General features: G+C 46.8%; 14 protein-coding genes. 12 read left to right on the top strand and 2 right to left on the bottom strand.

Features of this window, described 5'->3' with window-relative positions; translation table 11 throughout:
* Positions 1–8: 8 nt before the first annotated feature.
* Both NDJ01_RS24230 and NDJ01_RS24225 read right to left on the bottom strand, forming a co-directional pair.
* The gene (locus NDJ01_RS24230; RefSeq protein ID WP_258587529.1) at positions 9–1,178 is read right to left on the bottom strand and encodes an isovaleryl-CoA dehydrogenase; all 1,170 of its coding nucleotides are present in this window, start codon (positions 1,176–1,178) and stop codon (positions 9–11) included.
* A 66-nt stretch (positions 1,179–1,244) separates the two neighbouring features.
* The gene (locus tag NDJ01_RS24225) at positions 1,245–1,619 is read right to left on the bottom strand and encodes a MerR family DNA-binding transcriptional regulator (protein WP_012842485.1); all 375 of its coding nucleotides are present in this window, start codon (positions 1,617–1,619) and stop codon (positions 1,245–1,247) included.
* A 277-nt stretch (positions 1,620–1,896) separates the two neighbouring features.
* Here NDJ01_RS24225 and NDJ01_RS24220 point away from each other — a divergent pair, with 277 nt between their 5' ends.
* The 12 genes from NDJ01_RS24220 (at position 1,897) to cyoE (ending at position 15,050) form a co-directional block, all read left to right on the top strand.
* A complete protein-coding gene (locus NDJ01_RS24220) occupies positions 1,897–3,108 on the top strand; it encodes a thiolase family protein (RefSeq protein WP_258587528.1) in 1,212 nt (403 codons plus the stop codon).
* A gap of 23 nt (positions 3,109–3,131) precedes the next feature.
* A complete protein-coding gene (locus NDJ01_RS24215) occupies positions 3,132–4,625 on the top strand; it encodes a CoA-acylating methylmalonate-semialdehyde dehydrogenase (protein WP_258587576.1) in 1,494 nt (497 codons plus the stop codon).
* 19 nt (positions 4,626–4,644) lie between these two features.
* Positions 4,645–5,799, top strand: a complete 1,155-nt coding sequence (locus NDJ01_RS24210) for an acyl-CoA dehydrogenase family protein (protein ID WP_258587527.1) — start codon at positions 4,645–4,647, stop codon at positions 5,797–5,799.
* A gap of 38 nt (positions 5,800–5,837) precedes the next feature.
* Complete coding sequence (locus NDJ01_RS24205) at positions 5,838–6,623, top strand: enoyl-CoA hydratase (protein ID WP_258587526.1); 786 nt, start codon at positions 5,838–5,840, stop codon at positions 6,621–6,623.
* Between the two features lie 8 nt (positions 6,624–6,631).
* Positions 6,632–7,771 (top strand): enoyl-CoA hydratase/isomerase family protein, encoded by a 1,140-nt coding sequence (locus NDJ01_RS24200; RefSeq protein ID WP_258587525.1) that lies wholly within the window; start codon positions 6,632–6,634, stop codon positions 7,769–7,771.
* Between the two features lie 11 nt (positions 7,772–7,782).
* Entirely contained in the window at positions 7,783–8,688 is a 906-nt protein-coding gene (gene mmsB, locus NDJ01_RS24195) for a 3-hydroxyisobutyrate dehydrogenase (protein WP_258587524.1), read from the top strand.
* A gap of 110 nt (positions 8,689–8,798) precedes the next feature.
* The gene (locus tag NDJ01_RS24190; protein ID WP_258587523.1) at positions 8,799–9,557 is read left to right on the top strand and encodes an SDR family oxidoreductase; all 759 of its coding nucleotides are present in this window, start codon (positions 8,799–8,801) and stop codon (positions 9,555–9,557) included.
* 791 nt (positions 9,558–10,348) lie between these two features.
* On the top strand, positions 10,349–11,230 hold the full coding sequence (cyoA, locus tag NDJ01_RS24185; protein ID WP_005388604.1) for a ubiquinol oxidase subunit II: 882 nt from the start codon (positions 10,349–10,351) through the stop codon (positions 11,228–11,230).
* A 5-nt stretch (positions 11,231–11,235) separates the two neighbouring features.
* The gene (gene cyoB / locus NDJ01_RS24180) at positions 11,236–13,272 is read left to right on the top strand and encodes a cytochrome o ubiquinol oxidase subunit I (RefSeq protein ID WP_005375781.1); all 2,037 of its coding nucleotides are present in this window, start codon (positions 11,236–11,238) and stop codon (positions 13,270–13,272) included.
* Positions 13,262–13,864, top strand: a complete 603-nt coding sequence (gene cyoC, locus NDJ01_RS24175; protein WP_258587522.1) for a cytochrome o ubiquinol oxidase subunit III — start codon at positions 13,262–13,264, stop codon at positions 13,862–13,864. Before cyoB ends, cyoC begins: the two co-directional genes overlap by 11 nt.
* Entirely contained in the window at positions 13,864–14,175 is a 312-nt protein-coding gene (gene cyoD / locus NDJ01_RS24170; protein WP_012842490.1) for a cytochrome o ubiquinol oxidase subunit IV, read from the top strand. Before cyoC ends, cyoD begins: the two co-directional genes overlap by 1 nt.
* Positions 14,136–15,050, top strand: coding sequence for a heme o synthase (gene cyoE / locus NDJ01_RS24165; RefSeq protein ID WP_167394230.1), 915 nt, complete (start codon positions 14,136–14,138; stop codon positions 15,048–15,050). The genes cyoD and cyoE overlap by 40 nt, the downstream gene beginning before the upstream one ends.
* Positions 15,051–15,324 lie beyond the last annotated feature (274 nt).

Here is a 15,324-nt window from a genome sequence, read left to right as displayed (position 1 = left end):
ATGTTCCTTTAGCGAGATTCTTCGAACAGTTCTCGGCCTATTAACATGCGGCGAATCTCTGAGGTACCCGCGCCGATTTCATAAAGCTTTGCATCACGTAGCAAACGACCAGCAGGGTATTCATTGATGTAGCCATTCCCACCGAGCAACTGTATTGCATCAAGTGCCATTTGTGTGGCGAGTTCTGCACTGTACAGAATCGCTCCTGCGGCATCTTTGCGTGTTGCGTTACCTCGATCACAAGCCGCTGCGACGGTATATACATACGCTTTTGCTGCACTCATTCGAGAATACATATCGGCGATCTTGCCCTGAACTAACTGAAACTCGCCAATGGATTTTCCAAACTGCTCTCGTTCATGTACGTACGGGACCACAATGTCCATGCAAGCTTGCATTATCCCGAGTGGTCCGGCAGCGAGGACGACGCGCTCGTAATCCAGCCCACTCATTAACACCTCGACGCCTTGATTCAGCTCGCCAAGAATATTCTCTTTCGGCACTACGCAATTGTTAAACACAAGTTCGCAAGTGTTCGAGCCTCTCATGCCTAGTTTGTCCAGCTTTTGAGCATGGCTGAAACCTTCGACGTTGCGTTCAACAATGAATGCGGTAATACCTCGTGAACCTGCGCTGACATCCGTTTTAGCGTAAAGCACCACTATGTCAGCGTCGGGACCGTTGGTGATCCACATTTTGTTGCCATTCAGTACAAAATGGTCGCCCTTGTTCTCCGCTTTCAGTTGCATGCTTATCACGTCTGAACCTGCATTGGGCTCACTCATCGCTAGGGCGCCAACGTGCGTGCCATCAATGAGTTTGGGAAGGTATTTCTTGCGTTGAGAAGGCGTGCCATTGCGAAAAATCTGATTGACGCACAGATTAGAATGAGCACCGTAGCTTAAAGCGACGGAGGCAGAGGCTCGGCTGATCTCTTCCATCGCAGCAACGTGAGCGAGGTATCCCATGCCTGCTCCACCAAATTCTTCATCGACGGTGACACCGAGCAACCCCATATCTCCAAACAAAGGCCACAAATGGTTCGGAAACTGGTTATCGCGGTCTATATCTGCGGCGATGGGCGCAATATGTTCCGTAGCAAAGGCATTAACGTGGTCTCGGAGCATATCGATGGTATCACCAAGTCCGAAATTGAGTGGGGCGTAGGTGCTTTTCATAACGTCTCCCGATATCAGAGGTAAGGTGGAAAAGCCGATTGCAGTGTCGCTATTTGAGTATAGCGGTTATGTCTCTTTGCTTTTGAGTGTTTGAATACAGCGTTCTTTAGCTGCATTCAACTCTGCCATTACGACGCTGATGTCATTGAGTTGCTGTTGTAGGACGGCTTGTTTCTCTTCAATGATATTGAGCATTTTCAATAACTGTCCTTCGGTTTGTTGCATGTCATAGAGCTCGAAAAGTTCACGAATTTCTGCCAGTGAAAAACCGAGCCGTTTCCCTCTTAAAATCAGTTTGAGACGAATTTTATCTCTGCGTTGATAAACGCGCATGTTGCCTTTTCGCTCTGGTTCAATCAGACCTACGTCCTCATAAAACCGGATACTGCGAGTGGTAATATCAAACTCCTTGGCGAGGTCACTGATCTTGTATTTTTCCATAACATACTTACCTCGAATAAAAATCCAGTTTCTGGAAATCGAACCTTCAACGGAAAGGCCGAACGCAAATTTTAAGAGATAAACGCCTACTTGGTGTGTTTTTTCATCTCATTGTAAAGGCTAGTGCTATGCTTACGTAAACGTCAAGAAATCGCAGTATGAAAGTTTGTCAGTGAGAAAGGGCGACAAAGACTGGCGTAGCACTTGGTAAGCAATGTCATGCATGGGCGTTATCAGTCAGTCTAGTGTTCACATATACCTCAAGGGAATGCGAATCATGGAAAAAGACATCTGGATTGTCAGCGCGAAGAGAACGCCGATCGGGCGCTTTCAAGGAAAGTTGCAAACTTACTCCGCTCCCCAATTAGGCGCACTGGCGATCAAGGCGGCAATGCACGAAGTGAATGTGACATCTGTAGATGAAGTCTTCATGGGATGTGTGCTCCCTGCGGGTTGTGGGCAAGCCCCGGCGAGACAAGCGGCAATTGGTGCGGATTTACCCATGAGTGTAGGGGGCACGACTATCAATAAAGTGTGTGGTTCCGGCATGAAGAGCGTCATGTTGGCGCACGATCTTATCAAAGCTGAAACGATTCGAACGGCCATTGCTGGTGGTATGGAGAGTATGACCAATGCGCCGTATTTATTGAAAGAGGCGAGAAAGGGAATGCGCATGGGCCACCAGTCGACGTATGACCACATGTTTCTCGATGGATTGCAAGATGCGTACGAAGGGCACTTAATGGGTGTTTATGCTCAGCACGTCGCAGACAGGCTTAAGTTTACCAGAGAGCAAATGGACGAATGGGCAGTGATGTCGGCAAAACGTGCGTTGGAAGCTCAAGAGCGAGGCTTATTTGCAGACGAGCTCTCAGCGATTGAACTCAACACCAAGTCTGAACAAGGAACGCTGGATTACGATGAGCACCCACGCTCGATTGATCTGGATAAAATCCCTCAACTCAAACCTGCATTTGATAAAAAAGGCACGGTGACCGCTGCGAATTCGAGTGCGATTTCCGATGGCGCTGCAGCGCTTGTTCTAATGGATGAAGAGACTGCGCTCCACCAAGGTCTTGAGCCACTCGCCGTTATCAAGTCTCACGCCACACACGCCAGAAAACCTGCTGAATATACTTTGGCTCCCGTTTATGCGATTGAACAGTTGTTGTCCCAGTTGGATTGGTCAATTGACGAAGTGGATCTGTGGGAGATAAATGAAGCCTTTGCTGTCGTGACACAAATCGCGGTAGCAGAACTTGGGCTTGATATAAGCAAAGTCAATATTAAAGGCGGAGCGTGTGCACTCGGGCATCCGATAGGCGCAAGTGGCGCACGAATTCTGGTGACATTGATTCATAGTTTGCGTCAGCTACAAGCTTTAGGTACCGACGGTGATCTAGACGCCAAAAAAGTGATGCGAGGCGTTGCGTCACTTTGTATCGGTGGTGGAGAGGCAACGGCGATAGGCATTGAAATACCGCTTTAATTGAAATCAGAAAGGAGTAAATGATGACTCGTTTGGTTCCCTTGTTTATTGGTGGAGAGTTTCGTGAATCTCAAACTTCGGATTGGGTTGAGGTGACCAATCCCGCCACTAATGATGTCATTGCGTACGTTCCCTGCTCAACGGATCACGAGATGGAAGCCGCCATTGATAATGCGAAAGAGACATTCCAATCCTGGAAGAAAGTGGCAGTATCCGAGCGTGCTAGAGTCATGCTTCGTTATCAGCACCTTCTCAAAGAACATCATGATGAGCTTGCCACACTGCTTTCTCATGAAACGGGTAAGATTTTAGCGGATGCTAAAGGCGATGTGTGGCGAGGCATAGAGGTTGTTGAGCAGGCTGCAAACATTGCCAGCAATATGATGGGCGAAACCGTCGAAAACGTTGCCACGGATATTGATAGTTACTCAATGATTCAGCCCCTAGGTGTGTGTTGCGGCATTACGCCGTTTAACTTTCCTGCCATGATTCCGTTGTGGATGTTCCCAATCGCTATCGCGGCGGGCAATACGTTTGTGCTCAAACCTTCCGAACAAGTGCCGTTGACTTCTATTCGTTTAGCCGAACTATTTGAGCAAGCTGGCGCGCCGAAAGGAGTGTTGCAAATCGTTCACGGTTGCAAAGACCAAGTCGATTTTCTGCTGGCTCATCCTGACATTCGAGCGGTGTCATTTGTTGGCTCGGTTCCTGTTGCCCGTTATATCTACACCACGGGTACGAAACACTTTAAACGCGTTCAAGCTTTTGCTGGTGCTAAAAATCACATGGTGATCATGCCTGATGCGAACAAAGAACAAGTGGTGAATAACCTAGTGGGGTCCTCCGTTGGGGCGGCGGGGCAGCGTTGTATGGCAATTTCTGTTGCGGTATTTGTCGGCGATTCAAAACAATGGATTACAGACCTCAAACAGGCGATGGCGAAAGTCCACCCAGGGCCTTGGGACGATGAGCAGGCTGCTTATGGCCCACTGATCAGTGAGCAAGCTAAACAACGCGTATTGGACCTAATTGAAGATGGCAAACAACAAGGCGCAGTGTGTGAACTGGATGGCAGTCAGTGTGAAGTGGAAGGCTTTCCCGATGGAAACTGGATTGGCCCAACCTTGTTTAGCGGTGTAACAGCGAATATGTCGATTTACACGCAAGAGATATTTGGCCCTGTTTTAGTTTGTTTGGAAGTCGAAACGTTGCAAGATGCCATTGAGTTGGTGAATCGCAACCCTTACGGCAACGGAACTTCCATATTTACCGCTAATGGTGCTGCTGCGAGAAAATATCAGCATGACATTCAAGTCGGTCAAGTGGGGATTAATGTGCCAATTCCAGTCCCTTTACCATTTTTCTCCTTTACTGGTTGGAGAGGCAGTTTCTATGGTGATTTACATGCGTATGGTAAACAAGCGGTACGTTTTTATACCGAGACTAAAACGGTGACGGCACGTTGGTTTGATGACGATATTCCAACGGGGCCTAATTTGACCATCCAACTGCGCTGAGTGAATAGAAGGAGCTTTTATGGACTTTGAACTTAATGAAGATCAACGTGCATTTGCCGATACCGCTCAGCAATTTGCCGATGAGTGTTTAGCACCGATGGCGGCGGAGTGGGATGAAAAACAGATCTTCCCCAAAGACGTATTGAGAGAGGCTGGAGAGTTAGGCTTCCTAAGCCTCTACACTCCAGAAGCGCAAGGTGGCCTAGGGCTGAGTCGCTTAGATGCTTCAATTATCTTTGAACAACTGGCCATGGGATGTACGTCCACTACGGCGTTTATGACGATTCACAACATGGTCAGTTGGATGATAGCCAGTTTTGCTACCGATGAAGCCAAAACGCAGTTCTGCCCGAAGTTAGTTACGGGGGAATGGTTAGGCTCCTATTGCTTAACCGAGCCCAACGCAGGCTCAGACGCCGCTGCACTGACCACTTCCGCCACAAAAAAGGGGAATAAGTATGTGCTCAACGGTGGCAAAACCTTTATCTCTGGCGCAGGAGAGACAGATGTTTTGGTCGTGATGGCGAGAACCGGAGAAGCGGGGGCCAAAGGCGTGTCTGCATTTGTTGTTCCTGCTCAAACAGATGGTATCAGCTATGGGCGCAAAGAACCCAAAATGGGTTGGAACAGCCAACCAACACGAGCGGTTACTTTTGAAAATGTCGTTATTCCAGCTAGCCATTTACTGGGCGAAGAAGGGCAAGGTTTTGTCTTTGCGATGAAAGGGCTTGATGGAGGGCGTATAAATATTGCGACCTGTTCCGTCGGTACGGCTCAACAGGCCATTAATCAGGCGGCACGGTATATTCAAGAACGTAAGCAGTTCGGCAAGCCGCTTGCGCAGTTTCAAGCCTTACAATTCAAATTGGCAGACATGGCGACAGAGCTAGTGGCTGCGCGGCAGTTGGTGCGCTATGCCGCCAGTAAACTCGACCGAAATGACCCGGATGCCACGGCTTATTGCGCGATGGCAAAACGGTTCGCAACCGATGTAGGCTTTCAGGTTTGCGACCAAGCGCTGCAGCTTTATGGCGGCTATGGTTACATCAAAGAGTATCCAATGGAGCGTCATTTCAGAGATGTGCGTGTGCATCAAATTCTGGAGGGAACGAACGAAATTATGCGCTTGATCATCGCGCGCCGTTTGCTCTCTGAGGAATCGGCCTTGCTGTAGCGAAGTATTGGATTTGCTCATTGAGAAAGGATTCAGATATGCCATTAACCCAAGAAGCCATTCAACATACGATCACTAATCACGTTGCGGTGGTGACAATGAACAACCCGCCAGCCAATACGTGGACAGCAGAGAGCCTCAAGGTACTGAAGTCGCTGATACTCACACTTAACAATGATAAGCAGGTCTACGCACTGGTTTTAACCGGCAGTGGAGAAAAGTTTTTCTCTGCAGGTGCGGATCTCAAGCTATTTTCTGATGGTGACAAAGCGGTTGCGTTAGACATGGCGCGATGCTTTGGTGAAGCGTTTGAAACGCTCTCGGAATTCCGTGGTGTTTCCATTGCCGCCATTAATGGTTACGCCATGGGCGGAGGTTTAGAAGTGGCATTAGCTTGTGATATTCGAGTAGTTGAAGAGCAAGCGGTACTTGCTTTACCTGAAGCCAAAGTCGGACTTTTGCCCTGCGCTGGCGGTACCCAAAATCTCACAGCGTTAGTAGGGGAAGGCTGGGCAAAGCGCATCGTTTTATGTGGAGAACAAGTCAGCGCTGACAAAGCAAAAGAACTAGGCTTGGCTGAGGAGTTGGTTCCCAAAGGCGAAGCGTTAAGTAAAGCGTTGGAGCTTGCTGAATCTGTTGCGAACCAGTCACCATCTTCTGTCGCCGCATGTAAGGCGCTCATTCAAAATATGCGCTCTGCGCCACTTAAGCACGGCTTAATGAAAGAGCGAGAGTTGTTTCTGAATCTTTTTGATACGGAAGATCAAGTTGAGGGTGTTCGTGCCTTTTTAGAAAAACGCCCTCCGCAATGGAAAAACCGATAGGAGGCCACATGGCAGGGATGGTAACCATTAGTGAAATAGAGTGCTTAGATGGCGTGCACCGCATTGGTATCGCAACGTTAGACAACACCGCTTCATTGAATGCATTGACGTATGACATGTTAGTCCAACTTAACGATCAGCTTATCAAGTGGCAAGACGATCCGCATGTGACTTGTGTGGTACTAACCGGCGCTGGAGAAAAAGCATTCTGCGCTGGTGGCGATGTTCGAGCTATGTATCACGTCATGCATAACGAGAGTAAAGAAAAAATCGTAGAGTTCTGTACGGACTATTTCTCGTTGGAGTATGAGTGTGACTATCTCATTCACACTTACAACAAACCTATTATCGGCTGGGGAGAAGGTATTGTCATGGGCGGTGGAATGGGACTTTTTATGGGAACCAGCCATAAAGTTGTGACAACAACATCACGCCTTGCTATGCCAGAAGTCAATATCGGACTGTATCCTGATGTGGGAGGTACGTGGTTTTTAAGCCAGATAGATCCGCAAGTGGGTTTATTCCTCGGATTGACAGGTTCAATGGTGAATTCAAGTGACGCTGTCACTATTGGTTTGGCCGATTGGTTACTGTTGGAAGAGCAGTATCCCACCTTACTGGATGAGCTAAAGCGGCTCCAGTGGGGCAAAGAAGATGCGAAAGAGTTGGTAACTGCGCTACTACAATTAATGGAAGAACAGGTTATTGATAGCAAACCAACCACGCAAATTTGTCCATACTTAGATCAGATAGAGGAAGCGTGCAAAGGCTTTGATCTTAATGCAATAGCACAGCGAATCATGGCTATCGAAGGGAACAGTCAGTGGATAGAAAACGCGAAACAAACGTTCGCCGCGGGCAGTCCGATCACCGCGCATATTTGCTTCAGACAAGTGAAAGAATGCCACAGCTTACCACTTGCAGATTGCTTCCGCTTGGAGCTGAGTTTATCGGTTCGCAGCGCCTTATTAGGTGAGTTTAAAGAGGGCGTCCGTTCTCGGCTTATTGACCGGGATGGCGAACCTAACTGGATGTTTAACAGTGTCAGTGAAGTCGATGAAGATGTCATCGATACCTTGTTTACCTCACTTTGGCCGGATGACGAACATCCGCTTGCTGATTTGGGTGAACAAACACTAGGTCAATAAGGAGAATGATCATGAGTACCATCGCATTTATCGGTTTAGGAAGAATGGGGCATCCGATGGCGCAAAACTTATTAGCGTCTGGATTTAACGTGCAAGTATTCGATGTCGATAGCGAAGCGGCAAAGCAACTTGCACCTTTTGGTGCGGTGGTGGCGAGCTCTATTGAGGAAGTCGTGGATGGTGCAAGCACAGTCATCACGATGCTACCAGCAGGATCTCACGTTCGTTCCGTGTATCTTGGCGACTTACACGGTGGCGTAGGTGTCCTCAATCTTGTCTCGCCAAGTACCTTGATGATTGATTGTTCAACCATTGATCCGGACTCTGCGCGATTAGTCGCCAATGAAGCGGCAAATAAACGCGTGCTATTTGTCGACGCGCCCGTTTCGGGTGGCGTTGCCAGCGCTAAAGCGGCGACATTAACCTTTATTGTTGGTGGCTCGGATGAAGCGTTTTCTAAAGCCAATGCCATTTTGCAGTACATGGGCAAAAATGTTTTCCATGCCGGTAAAGCGGGCGATGGTCAAATGGCGAAAATCTGTAATAACCTGATGCTCGGCATTTTAATGTCTGGTACGTGCGAGGCGCTAAATCTAGGTATCGATCATGGGCTCGATCCCAAAGTGTTATCAAACATCATGCTGCAAAGCTCTGGCCGAAATTGGGCATTGGAGCTTTACAATCCTTGCCCAGGCGTGATGGACAGTGCACCTGCCAGCAACGATTACCAACCGGGCTTTATGAGCAAACTCATGTTGAAAGATCTCGGTTTGGGGTTAGATGCGGCGTTACAAACACACTCTTCGGTTCCGATGGGCTCACTGGCGCGTAATTTATATTCTTTCCACAACGCGAGCGGCCACGGCGAGCTCGACTTCTCAAGCTTGTTTGAGTTTTACAAGAGTAAGAAAGGCTAGACTGAGTTTTGCTACAAAGCCGTCTGAAATGGTGAAGTAAAACTCATCATTTCGGACCACCGAAACAGGCTTGAAATAGGGAACATTATTAGCGACGGAGTGCAGTAACTATGGATATTAAAAATAGTGTCATTGTCATTACAGGTGCAGGGCAGGGACTTGGGCAAATGATGGCAATTACGCTTGCTCAAGCCGGTGCAGATTTAGCGTTATTAGATGTAAACGCTAGCGGCTTAATGGAAACACAAGAGCAGTGCCGAATGCTGAGCGCAAAAGCGTTGACTTATCAAGTGGATGTAACGAGCGAAATCGATGTTGAAAACACGTTTGAAGCGGTTATCCAAGATTTTGGCCAACTCAATGGGCTAGTCAATAACGCTGGCGTGCTAAGAGATGGGTTACTTGTAAAATCAAAAGACGGCGTGATCAGTAAGATGTCTTTGGATCAATTCAATTTGGTCATGAACGTCAACGTTACGGGGACATTTTTGTGTGGGCGTGAAGCTGCCGTCAAGATGATTGAGAGCGGTTCACAAGGCGTTATCATCAATATTTCTAGTGTCGCGAGAGCAGGGAATATCGGTCAAACCAATTATTCTGCATCTAAAGCGGCGGTCGCAACCATGGCGACAACGTGGGCCCGTGAGTTAGCAAGATACGGTATCCGCGCGGCGGCGATTGCACCAGGTGTGGTACATACCGCGATGGCAGAGCAAATGAAACCAGAAGCCATAGAACGGCTAGAAAAGATGATCCCAATTGGAAGGATGGGTGAAACAAGTGAAATCGCACATGCAGTAAAATACATTTTTGAGAGTGATTACTTTACTGGCAGAGTTTTAGAAGTGGATGGAGGCATTCGTATGTAAAGCCCTAGGGTTAGGCCCCACAGACCGGAATGACAAGCTTCTTTCCCTTTCAACATTTCCTATTTTTCCGAGAGCCAGTTCTGGGCAACGTAAGTGTGTTTATTACTCATGTTTGGATTCGCCCTGTGAATGCTTTGCCAAAAGTAAATAATGAGAAGTAAATACCACTCAAATACTAAGTGAAATCATTAATTTGACATTGATCACAATTTGCCACTTTTAATTTCCCCTTCGTAATCAAGCTATCTATGTAAATGCAGTTGATAGTCAGTCTCATCAAAATGAATTTGCAACTGTCTGTTTCAAAAGACATTAACTGTGAAGCACGTGAAATTCGTGTTGAGGTTAATCTCCCATTTTAAGTGTGTGGGTTTCATTAATGGAAGGTTAGTTTCCAGTTGTGGCTAATGAGCTTTAACTTTTTACTCCTCATAATGCGCCAAATGTAACATTGTGTTTCAAAGTGTAACAATAAACTCACACTAATAGTGTGGTTTTGATCTCCACTCAATTCCGTTTTGTTTCGCTCTGATCCCGACGTTACTCATGCTCAACACATAAACATTCTAATGACTATAACAACTGGTTCTTAGCTTGATACCAATCGTAGCAAGTAATTGTTCATTTTAGCTGGTTAAGATGCTTGATAACGGCGCTGAAAAATTTGTAAGTAGAATAACTACTTATCAAAATTTTTGCCTTTTTATCAAACATTCCCCTGCGCTGTTTCTGAGCTCTTATTTACTGTGATTGGCATTTGTTTTGAAATCAGACAACCATCGAGAAAGTTAATGGAAGCCTCAAGATATAAACGCATCTTGTCGAGGGGAAGTTTGGCGTCCGTCATACTTATGCTCTCAGGATGTAATTCAGCTTTACTTGACCCAAAAGGTGCCATTGGTGTGCAGGAAAAAGAGCTAATTATTACTGCTCTTTTGCTGATGTTGATCGTTGTAATCCCTGTGATTCTAATGACGATTTACTTCGCTTACCGATACCGCGCCTCTAACACTGAAGAAGAGTACGCTCCCGAGTGGTCACACTCGACCAAAATCGAAGTGGTGGTATGGACAATTCCAATCATCATCATTGCTATTCTTGCGACGATCACATGGCGTTCGACTCATGAACTAGAGCCCTCCAAACCATTGGAAAGTGATGTTAAACCAATGACCATCGAAGTGGTGTCACTCGATTGGAAATGGTTGTTCATCTATCCAGAAGAAAACATTGCGACGGTGAACTATGTGGCGTTCCCGAAAGATGTGCCAGTGCAGTTCAAACTGACTTCGGACAACATCATGAACGCGTTTTTCATCCCTCGCTTGGGTACACAGATCTACGCGATGCCAGGCATGGTTACCAAGCTCAACCTGATAGCGAACCACGAAGGTGACTACAAGGGGTTTGCATCGAACTACAGCGGCGAAGGCTTTTCGCAAATGAAGTTCACAGCTTCAGCAATGTCTGATCGTGCTGCGTTCCTAAATTGGGTGCAGAAAGTGAAGGCGAGCCCTGATCGTATTGAAGATTGGGAGCAATACAGCTCACTGGCAGCGCCAAGTATCGCAGAGCCAGTCACTTTGTTCTCTAGCGTTCCTCCGTTCTTGTTCACCGACGTTGTGACTCAGCATCCTGGTTCAATGAACTGTTTGCCTGAAAACCAAGGATAATCGTAATGTTTGGAAGATTAACTCTTGATTCAGTTCCATTCCACGAACCTATTATCGTCATCACCTTAGCGGTTGTGGCGCTGGTTGGTTTAGCCGTAGTTTACGCGGTAACCAAAGCCGGAAAGTGGCAATATTTGTGGAATGAATGGTTTACTTCAGTAGACCATAAAAAACTTGGCTTCATGTACATCGCAGTAGCGATGGTGATGCTTGTTCGTGGTTTTGCTGACGCAGTCATGATGCGTAGTCAGCAACTCCTTTCTTCTGCGGGTGAAGCAGGTTACTTGCCACCGCATCACTACGATCAAATTTTTACTGCCCATGGCGTGATCATGATCTTCTTCGTAGCGATGCCATTGGTCATTGGTCTGATGAACATCATCGTGCCATTGCAGATTGGTGCGCGTGACGTAGCTTTCCCTTATCTGAATAACTTGAGCTTCTGGCTGTTTGTTGTAGGTGTCATCCTAACAAACATGTCTCTCGGCTTAGGTGAATTTGGTCGTACCGGCTGGTTGGCGTATCCGCCGCTTTCAGGTATTGAGGCTAGCCCAGGAGTTGGGGTCGATTATTGGATTTGGGCGCTGCAGATATCAGGTGTCGGTACGACGTTAACAGGCGTGAACTTCTTCGCGACCATTTTGCGTATGCGTACACCGTCTATGCCAATGATGAAGATGCCAGTTTTCACTTGGGCGTCTCTGTGTGCAAACATTTTGATCATCATTTCATTCCCAATCCTAACGGTGACTATCGCTCTGCTAACGCTGGATAGATACCTCGGCATGCACTTCTTTACCAATGATCTTGGCGGCAACGTAATGATGTACGTCAACCTGATTTGGGCTTGGGGCCACCCAGAAGTGTACATTTTGATCTTGCCAATTTTTGGTGTGTTCTCAGAGGTCACCGCAACCTTCTCACGTAAAAAGTTGTTCGGTTACACATCGCTAGTTTGGGCTACCGTAGTTATCACGATTCTTGCGTTTGTCGTTTGGCTACACCACTTCTTTACGATGGGATCTGGCGCGAACGTAAATGCCTTCTTCGGTATTGCCACGATGATTATTTCTATCCCAACAGGGGTGAAGATCTTCAACTGGCTATTCACCATGTACAAAGGCCGCATCCGCTTTACGACGCCAATGATGTGGACGGTGGGCTTCCTGATCACCTTTACTGTTGGTGGTATGACAGGCGTACTCATGGCTGTTCCGGGTGCAGATTTCGTTCTGCATAACTCAGTATTCCTGATTGCTCACTTCCACAACGTTATCATCGGTGGTGTGGTGTTTGGATGTTTCGCTGCGATCACTTACTGGTTCCCGAAAGCGACAGGTTTCACCATGAATGAAACTTGGGGCAAACGTGCGTTCTATCTTTGGATTATTGGTTTCTTAATGGCGTTCCTACCGCTTTACGCGCTGGGCTTTATGGGGATGACTCGTCGTTTAAGCCAAGACATCAACCCTGAATACTTCCCACTGTTGTCGATTGCCGCAGCAGGTACGGTTGTGATTGCACTGGGCGTATTGTCTCAGTTCATCCAAATTTACGTGAGTATCCGTGACCGCGAGCAAAACCGTGACCTAACTGGTGATCCGTGGGGTGGTCGTACTCTTGAGTGGGCAACATCGTCTCCACCGCCGTTCTACAACTTTGCGCACCTGCCAAAAGGTGATGTGCTGGATGCCTTCTGGTACCAGAAACAAAGTGGCGAGTTCGATCCAACTAAAGAAGTGGAATACGAACGTATTCATATGCCAAAAAACACGGCAACAGGCATCTACGTGTCGGCTTGGTCGCTCCTATTTGGCTTCGGCATGATTTGGTACATCTGGTGGCTAGCGGCAGCAAGTTTGGTCGGTATTATCGTGACGTGTATTCAGCACAGCTACAACGATGATGTGGATTACTACGTGGAAGTTGAAGAGATCAAAGCAATTGAGGCCGAGCGTCGAGCTCAGCTTGAAGAAGCGAAGAAAAACTCAGTGAAAGACAGCGAAAGTAAAGATGATCTGGAGGTGACGTATGCAAACTAATATCGCAGCACATCACGACCATGATCACCACCATGACACGAATGGCAACAAGCTATTTGGCTTTTGGGTTTACCTGATGAGTGACTGCGTACTGTTTGCGACCTTGTTCGCGACATACGCTGTGTTGTCGAGCAATTCAATTGCGGGCCCAACAGGTAAAGACATTTTCGAACTCCCATTCGTGTTTGTCGAAACCATGCTGCTGCTGTTTAGCAGTATCACATTTGGTTTTGGCATTATCGCGATGAAGCGCAACAACGTTGCTGGTCTCAAACGTTGGATGCTAATAACGTTCGCACTTGGTCTTGGTTTTATCTGTATGGAGGTCTATGAGTTCCATCACCTGATTGAAGAAGGCTATGGTCCACAAACAAGTGCATTCCTATCGGCATTCTTTACGTTGGTTGGTACGCACGGCCTGCACGTAACCTTTGGTCTGATTTGGTTAGCGGTAGCGTATCACCAACTGTCGACGAAAGGTCTGAACGACAATATGGCAATGCGCTTTAACTGCTTAAGCCTATTCTGGCACTTTCTAGATATCGTCTGGATTTGTGTCTTTACCATCGTTTACTTACTGGGGGTAATGTAATGGATCAACATGTAGAAACCAGTGCGTCAGATTACGTGAAAGGCTTCATTGCCTCACTGATTCTGACGGTAATTCCGTTCTACTTTGTTTGGACGAAATCATTACCAGATACAACAACCTATGCGATTCTATTTGGATGTGCATTAGTGCAGATATTTGTTCACTTCAAATACTTCTTGCACATGGAAACAAAAACATCCGACGGACGTTGGAACCTTGTATCACTGATGTTTACCGCCATTGTTGTACTTATCCTTATCGCTGGCTCGGTATGGATCATCTACAACATGAACGTCAACATGAAGTTGTAGGCCAAGGTATGCTGAAAAGTTATTTGTCTATCACCAAACCGGGCATTATTTTCGGCAACCTGATTTCTGTTGCGGCGGGGTTCTTCCTCGCCGCAAAAACAGAACCAGCCAGTCTAATGTTGTTCGTTACAACGTTAGTTGGTGTGGGGTTAGTCATCGCTTCAGGTTGTGTGGTGAATAATATTTTTGATCGTGATATCGACCAAAAGATGGCACGTACACAAAATCGTGAAACAGTGAAAGGCAACATCAATATCGATATTGCGTTTGTTTATGCACTTGCTTTATTGCTGGTAGGAACCGCACTGTTATTTATCCGAGTGAACCCACTATCCGCTGTCGTCGTGTTGCTTGGCTACGTGTATTACGTGTTCTTTTACACGATGTGGTACAAACGTAACTCGGTGTATGGAACTTTAGTGGGAAGTATTTCAGGCGCAGTTCCGCCATTGGTGGGTTACTTGGCGGTAACAAACTTTATTAGCTTGGAAGCGATTTTACTCTTTACCATGTTCTGTCTCTGGCAAATGCCGCACTCGTACGCGATTGCCATGTTCCGGATGCAAGACTACCGAGAAGCCGGGATTCCCGTATTACCAGTTAAAGAGGGCATTCATAAAGCGCATCGACACATGAAAGCGTATGTCGTGGCGTTTGGGGCCGTATCGTTGGGGTTATTTTTACTTGGTGAAGCCGGGTATGAATACTTAGCGGTTGCAGCGGTTGTTTGCTTTATGTGGACGAAAGTGACCTTTCGCAGTATTGACGACAGCAACTACATCGCTTGGTCAAAGTCGGTGTTTAAAGTCTCACTGCTAGTGGTGATGGGGATTAGTGGTGTGCTTGGTGTCGAGTTGATTCCTCTAGCTCTGTAACAACCAGACCTAAGCGTTTGCTACGCGCTAATATCTTTTGCTGCTGAATGCATGAATGACCTTACCTAGAAGTAAGGTCATTTAACTTTCTATTGTCCTTTATTTTCCCTGTTTCTCCTCTAGCTTCACTATCACGTATTCATATCTAAAAGCAAAAACAACCAGTGTGTAACATAGTGGATCGCGCGTTTCCGCTGACGCGTAATAATGCCAAGAGATAGCGACTATTGAGCTAAAAAGTATAAACAGCGCAATAACTCTATTTGCCATATGA

It is taken from the genome of Vibrio sp. HS-50-1 (assembly GCF_024747315.1).
Taxonomy (GTDB): Bacteria; Pseudomonadota; Gammaproteobacteria; order Enterobacterales; family Vibrionaceae; genus Vibrio; species Vibrio diabolicus.
Note: the sequence above shows the minus strand (reverse complement) of the source record. Positions and strands in the feature narration are given on the sequence as shown.

Excerpts from the sequence above, each read along its gene's own strand:
- NDJ01_RS24230 (WP_258587529.1), bottom strand. The coding sequence starts at position 1,178 with ATGAAAAGCACCTACGCCCCACTCAATTTCGGACTTGGTGATACCATC.
- NDJ01_RS24225 (WP_012842485.1), bottom strand. The coding sequence starts at position 1,619 with ATGGAAAAATACAAGATCAGTGACCTCGCCAAGGAGTTTGATATTACC.
- NDJ01_RS24220 (WP_258587528.1), top strand. The coding sequence starts at position 1,897 with ATGGAAAAAGACATCTGGATTGTCAGCGCGAAGAGAACGCCGATCGGG.
- NDJ01_RS24215 (WP_258587576.1), top strand. The coding sequence starts at position 3,132 with ATGACTCGTTTGGTTCCCTTGTTTATTGGTGGAGAGTTTCGTGAATCT.
- NDJ01_RS24210 (WP_258587527.1), top strand. The coding sequence starts at position 4,645 with ATGGACTTTGAACTTAATGAAGATCAACGTGCATTTGCCGATACCGCT.
- NDJ01_RS24205 (WP_258587526.1), top strand. The coding sequence starts at position 5,838 with ATGCCATTAACCCAAGAAGCCATTCAACATACGATCACTAATCACGTT.
- NDJ01_RS24200 (WP_258587525.1), top strand. The coding sequence starts at position 6,632 with ATGGCAGGGATGGTAACCATTAGTGAAATAGAGTGCTTAGATGGCGTG.
- mmsB (WP_258587524.1), top strand. The coding sequence starts at position 7,783 with ATGAGTACCATCGCATTTATCGGTTTAGGAAGAATGGGGCATCCGATG.
- NDJ01_RS24190 (WP_258587523.1), top strand. The coding sequence starts at position 8,799 with ATGGATATTAAAAATAGTGTCATTGTCATTACAGGTGCAGGGCAGGGA.
- cyoA (WP_005388604.1), top strand. The coding sequence starts at position 10,349 with ATGGAAGCCTCAAGATATAAACGCATCTTGTCGAGGGGAAGTTTGGCG.
- cyoB (WP_005375781.1), top strand. The coding sequence starts at position 11,236 with ATGTTTGGAAGATTAACTCTTGATTCAGTTCCATTCCACGAACCTATT.
- cyoC (WP_258587522.1), top strand. The coding sequence starts at position 13,262 with ATGCAAACTAATATCGCAGCACATCACGACCATGATCACCACCATGAC.
- cyoD (WP_012842490.1), top strand. The coding sequence starts at position 13,864 with ATGGATCAACATGTAGAAACCAGTGCGTCAGATTACGTGAAAGGCTTC.
- cyoE (WP_167394230.1), top strand. The coding sequence starts at position 14,136 with ATGGATCATCTACAACATGAACGTCAACATGAAGTTGTAGGCCAAGGT.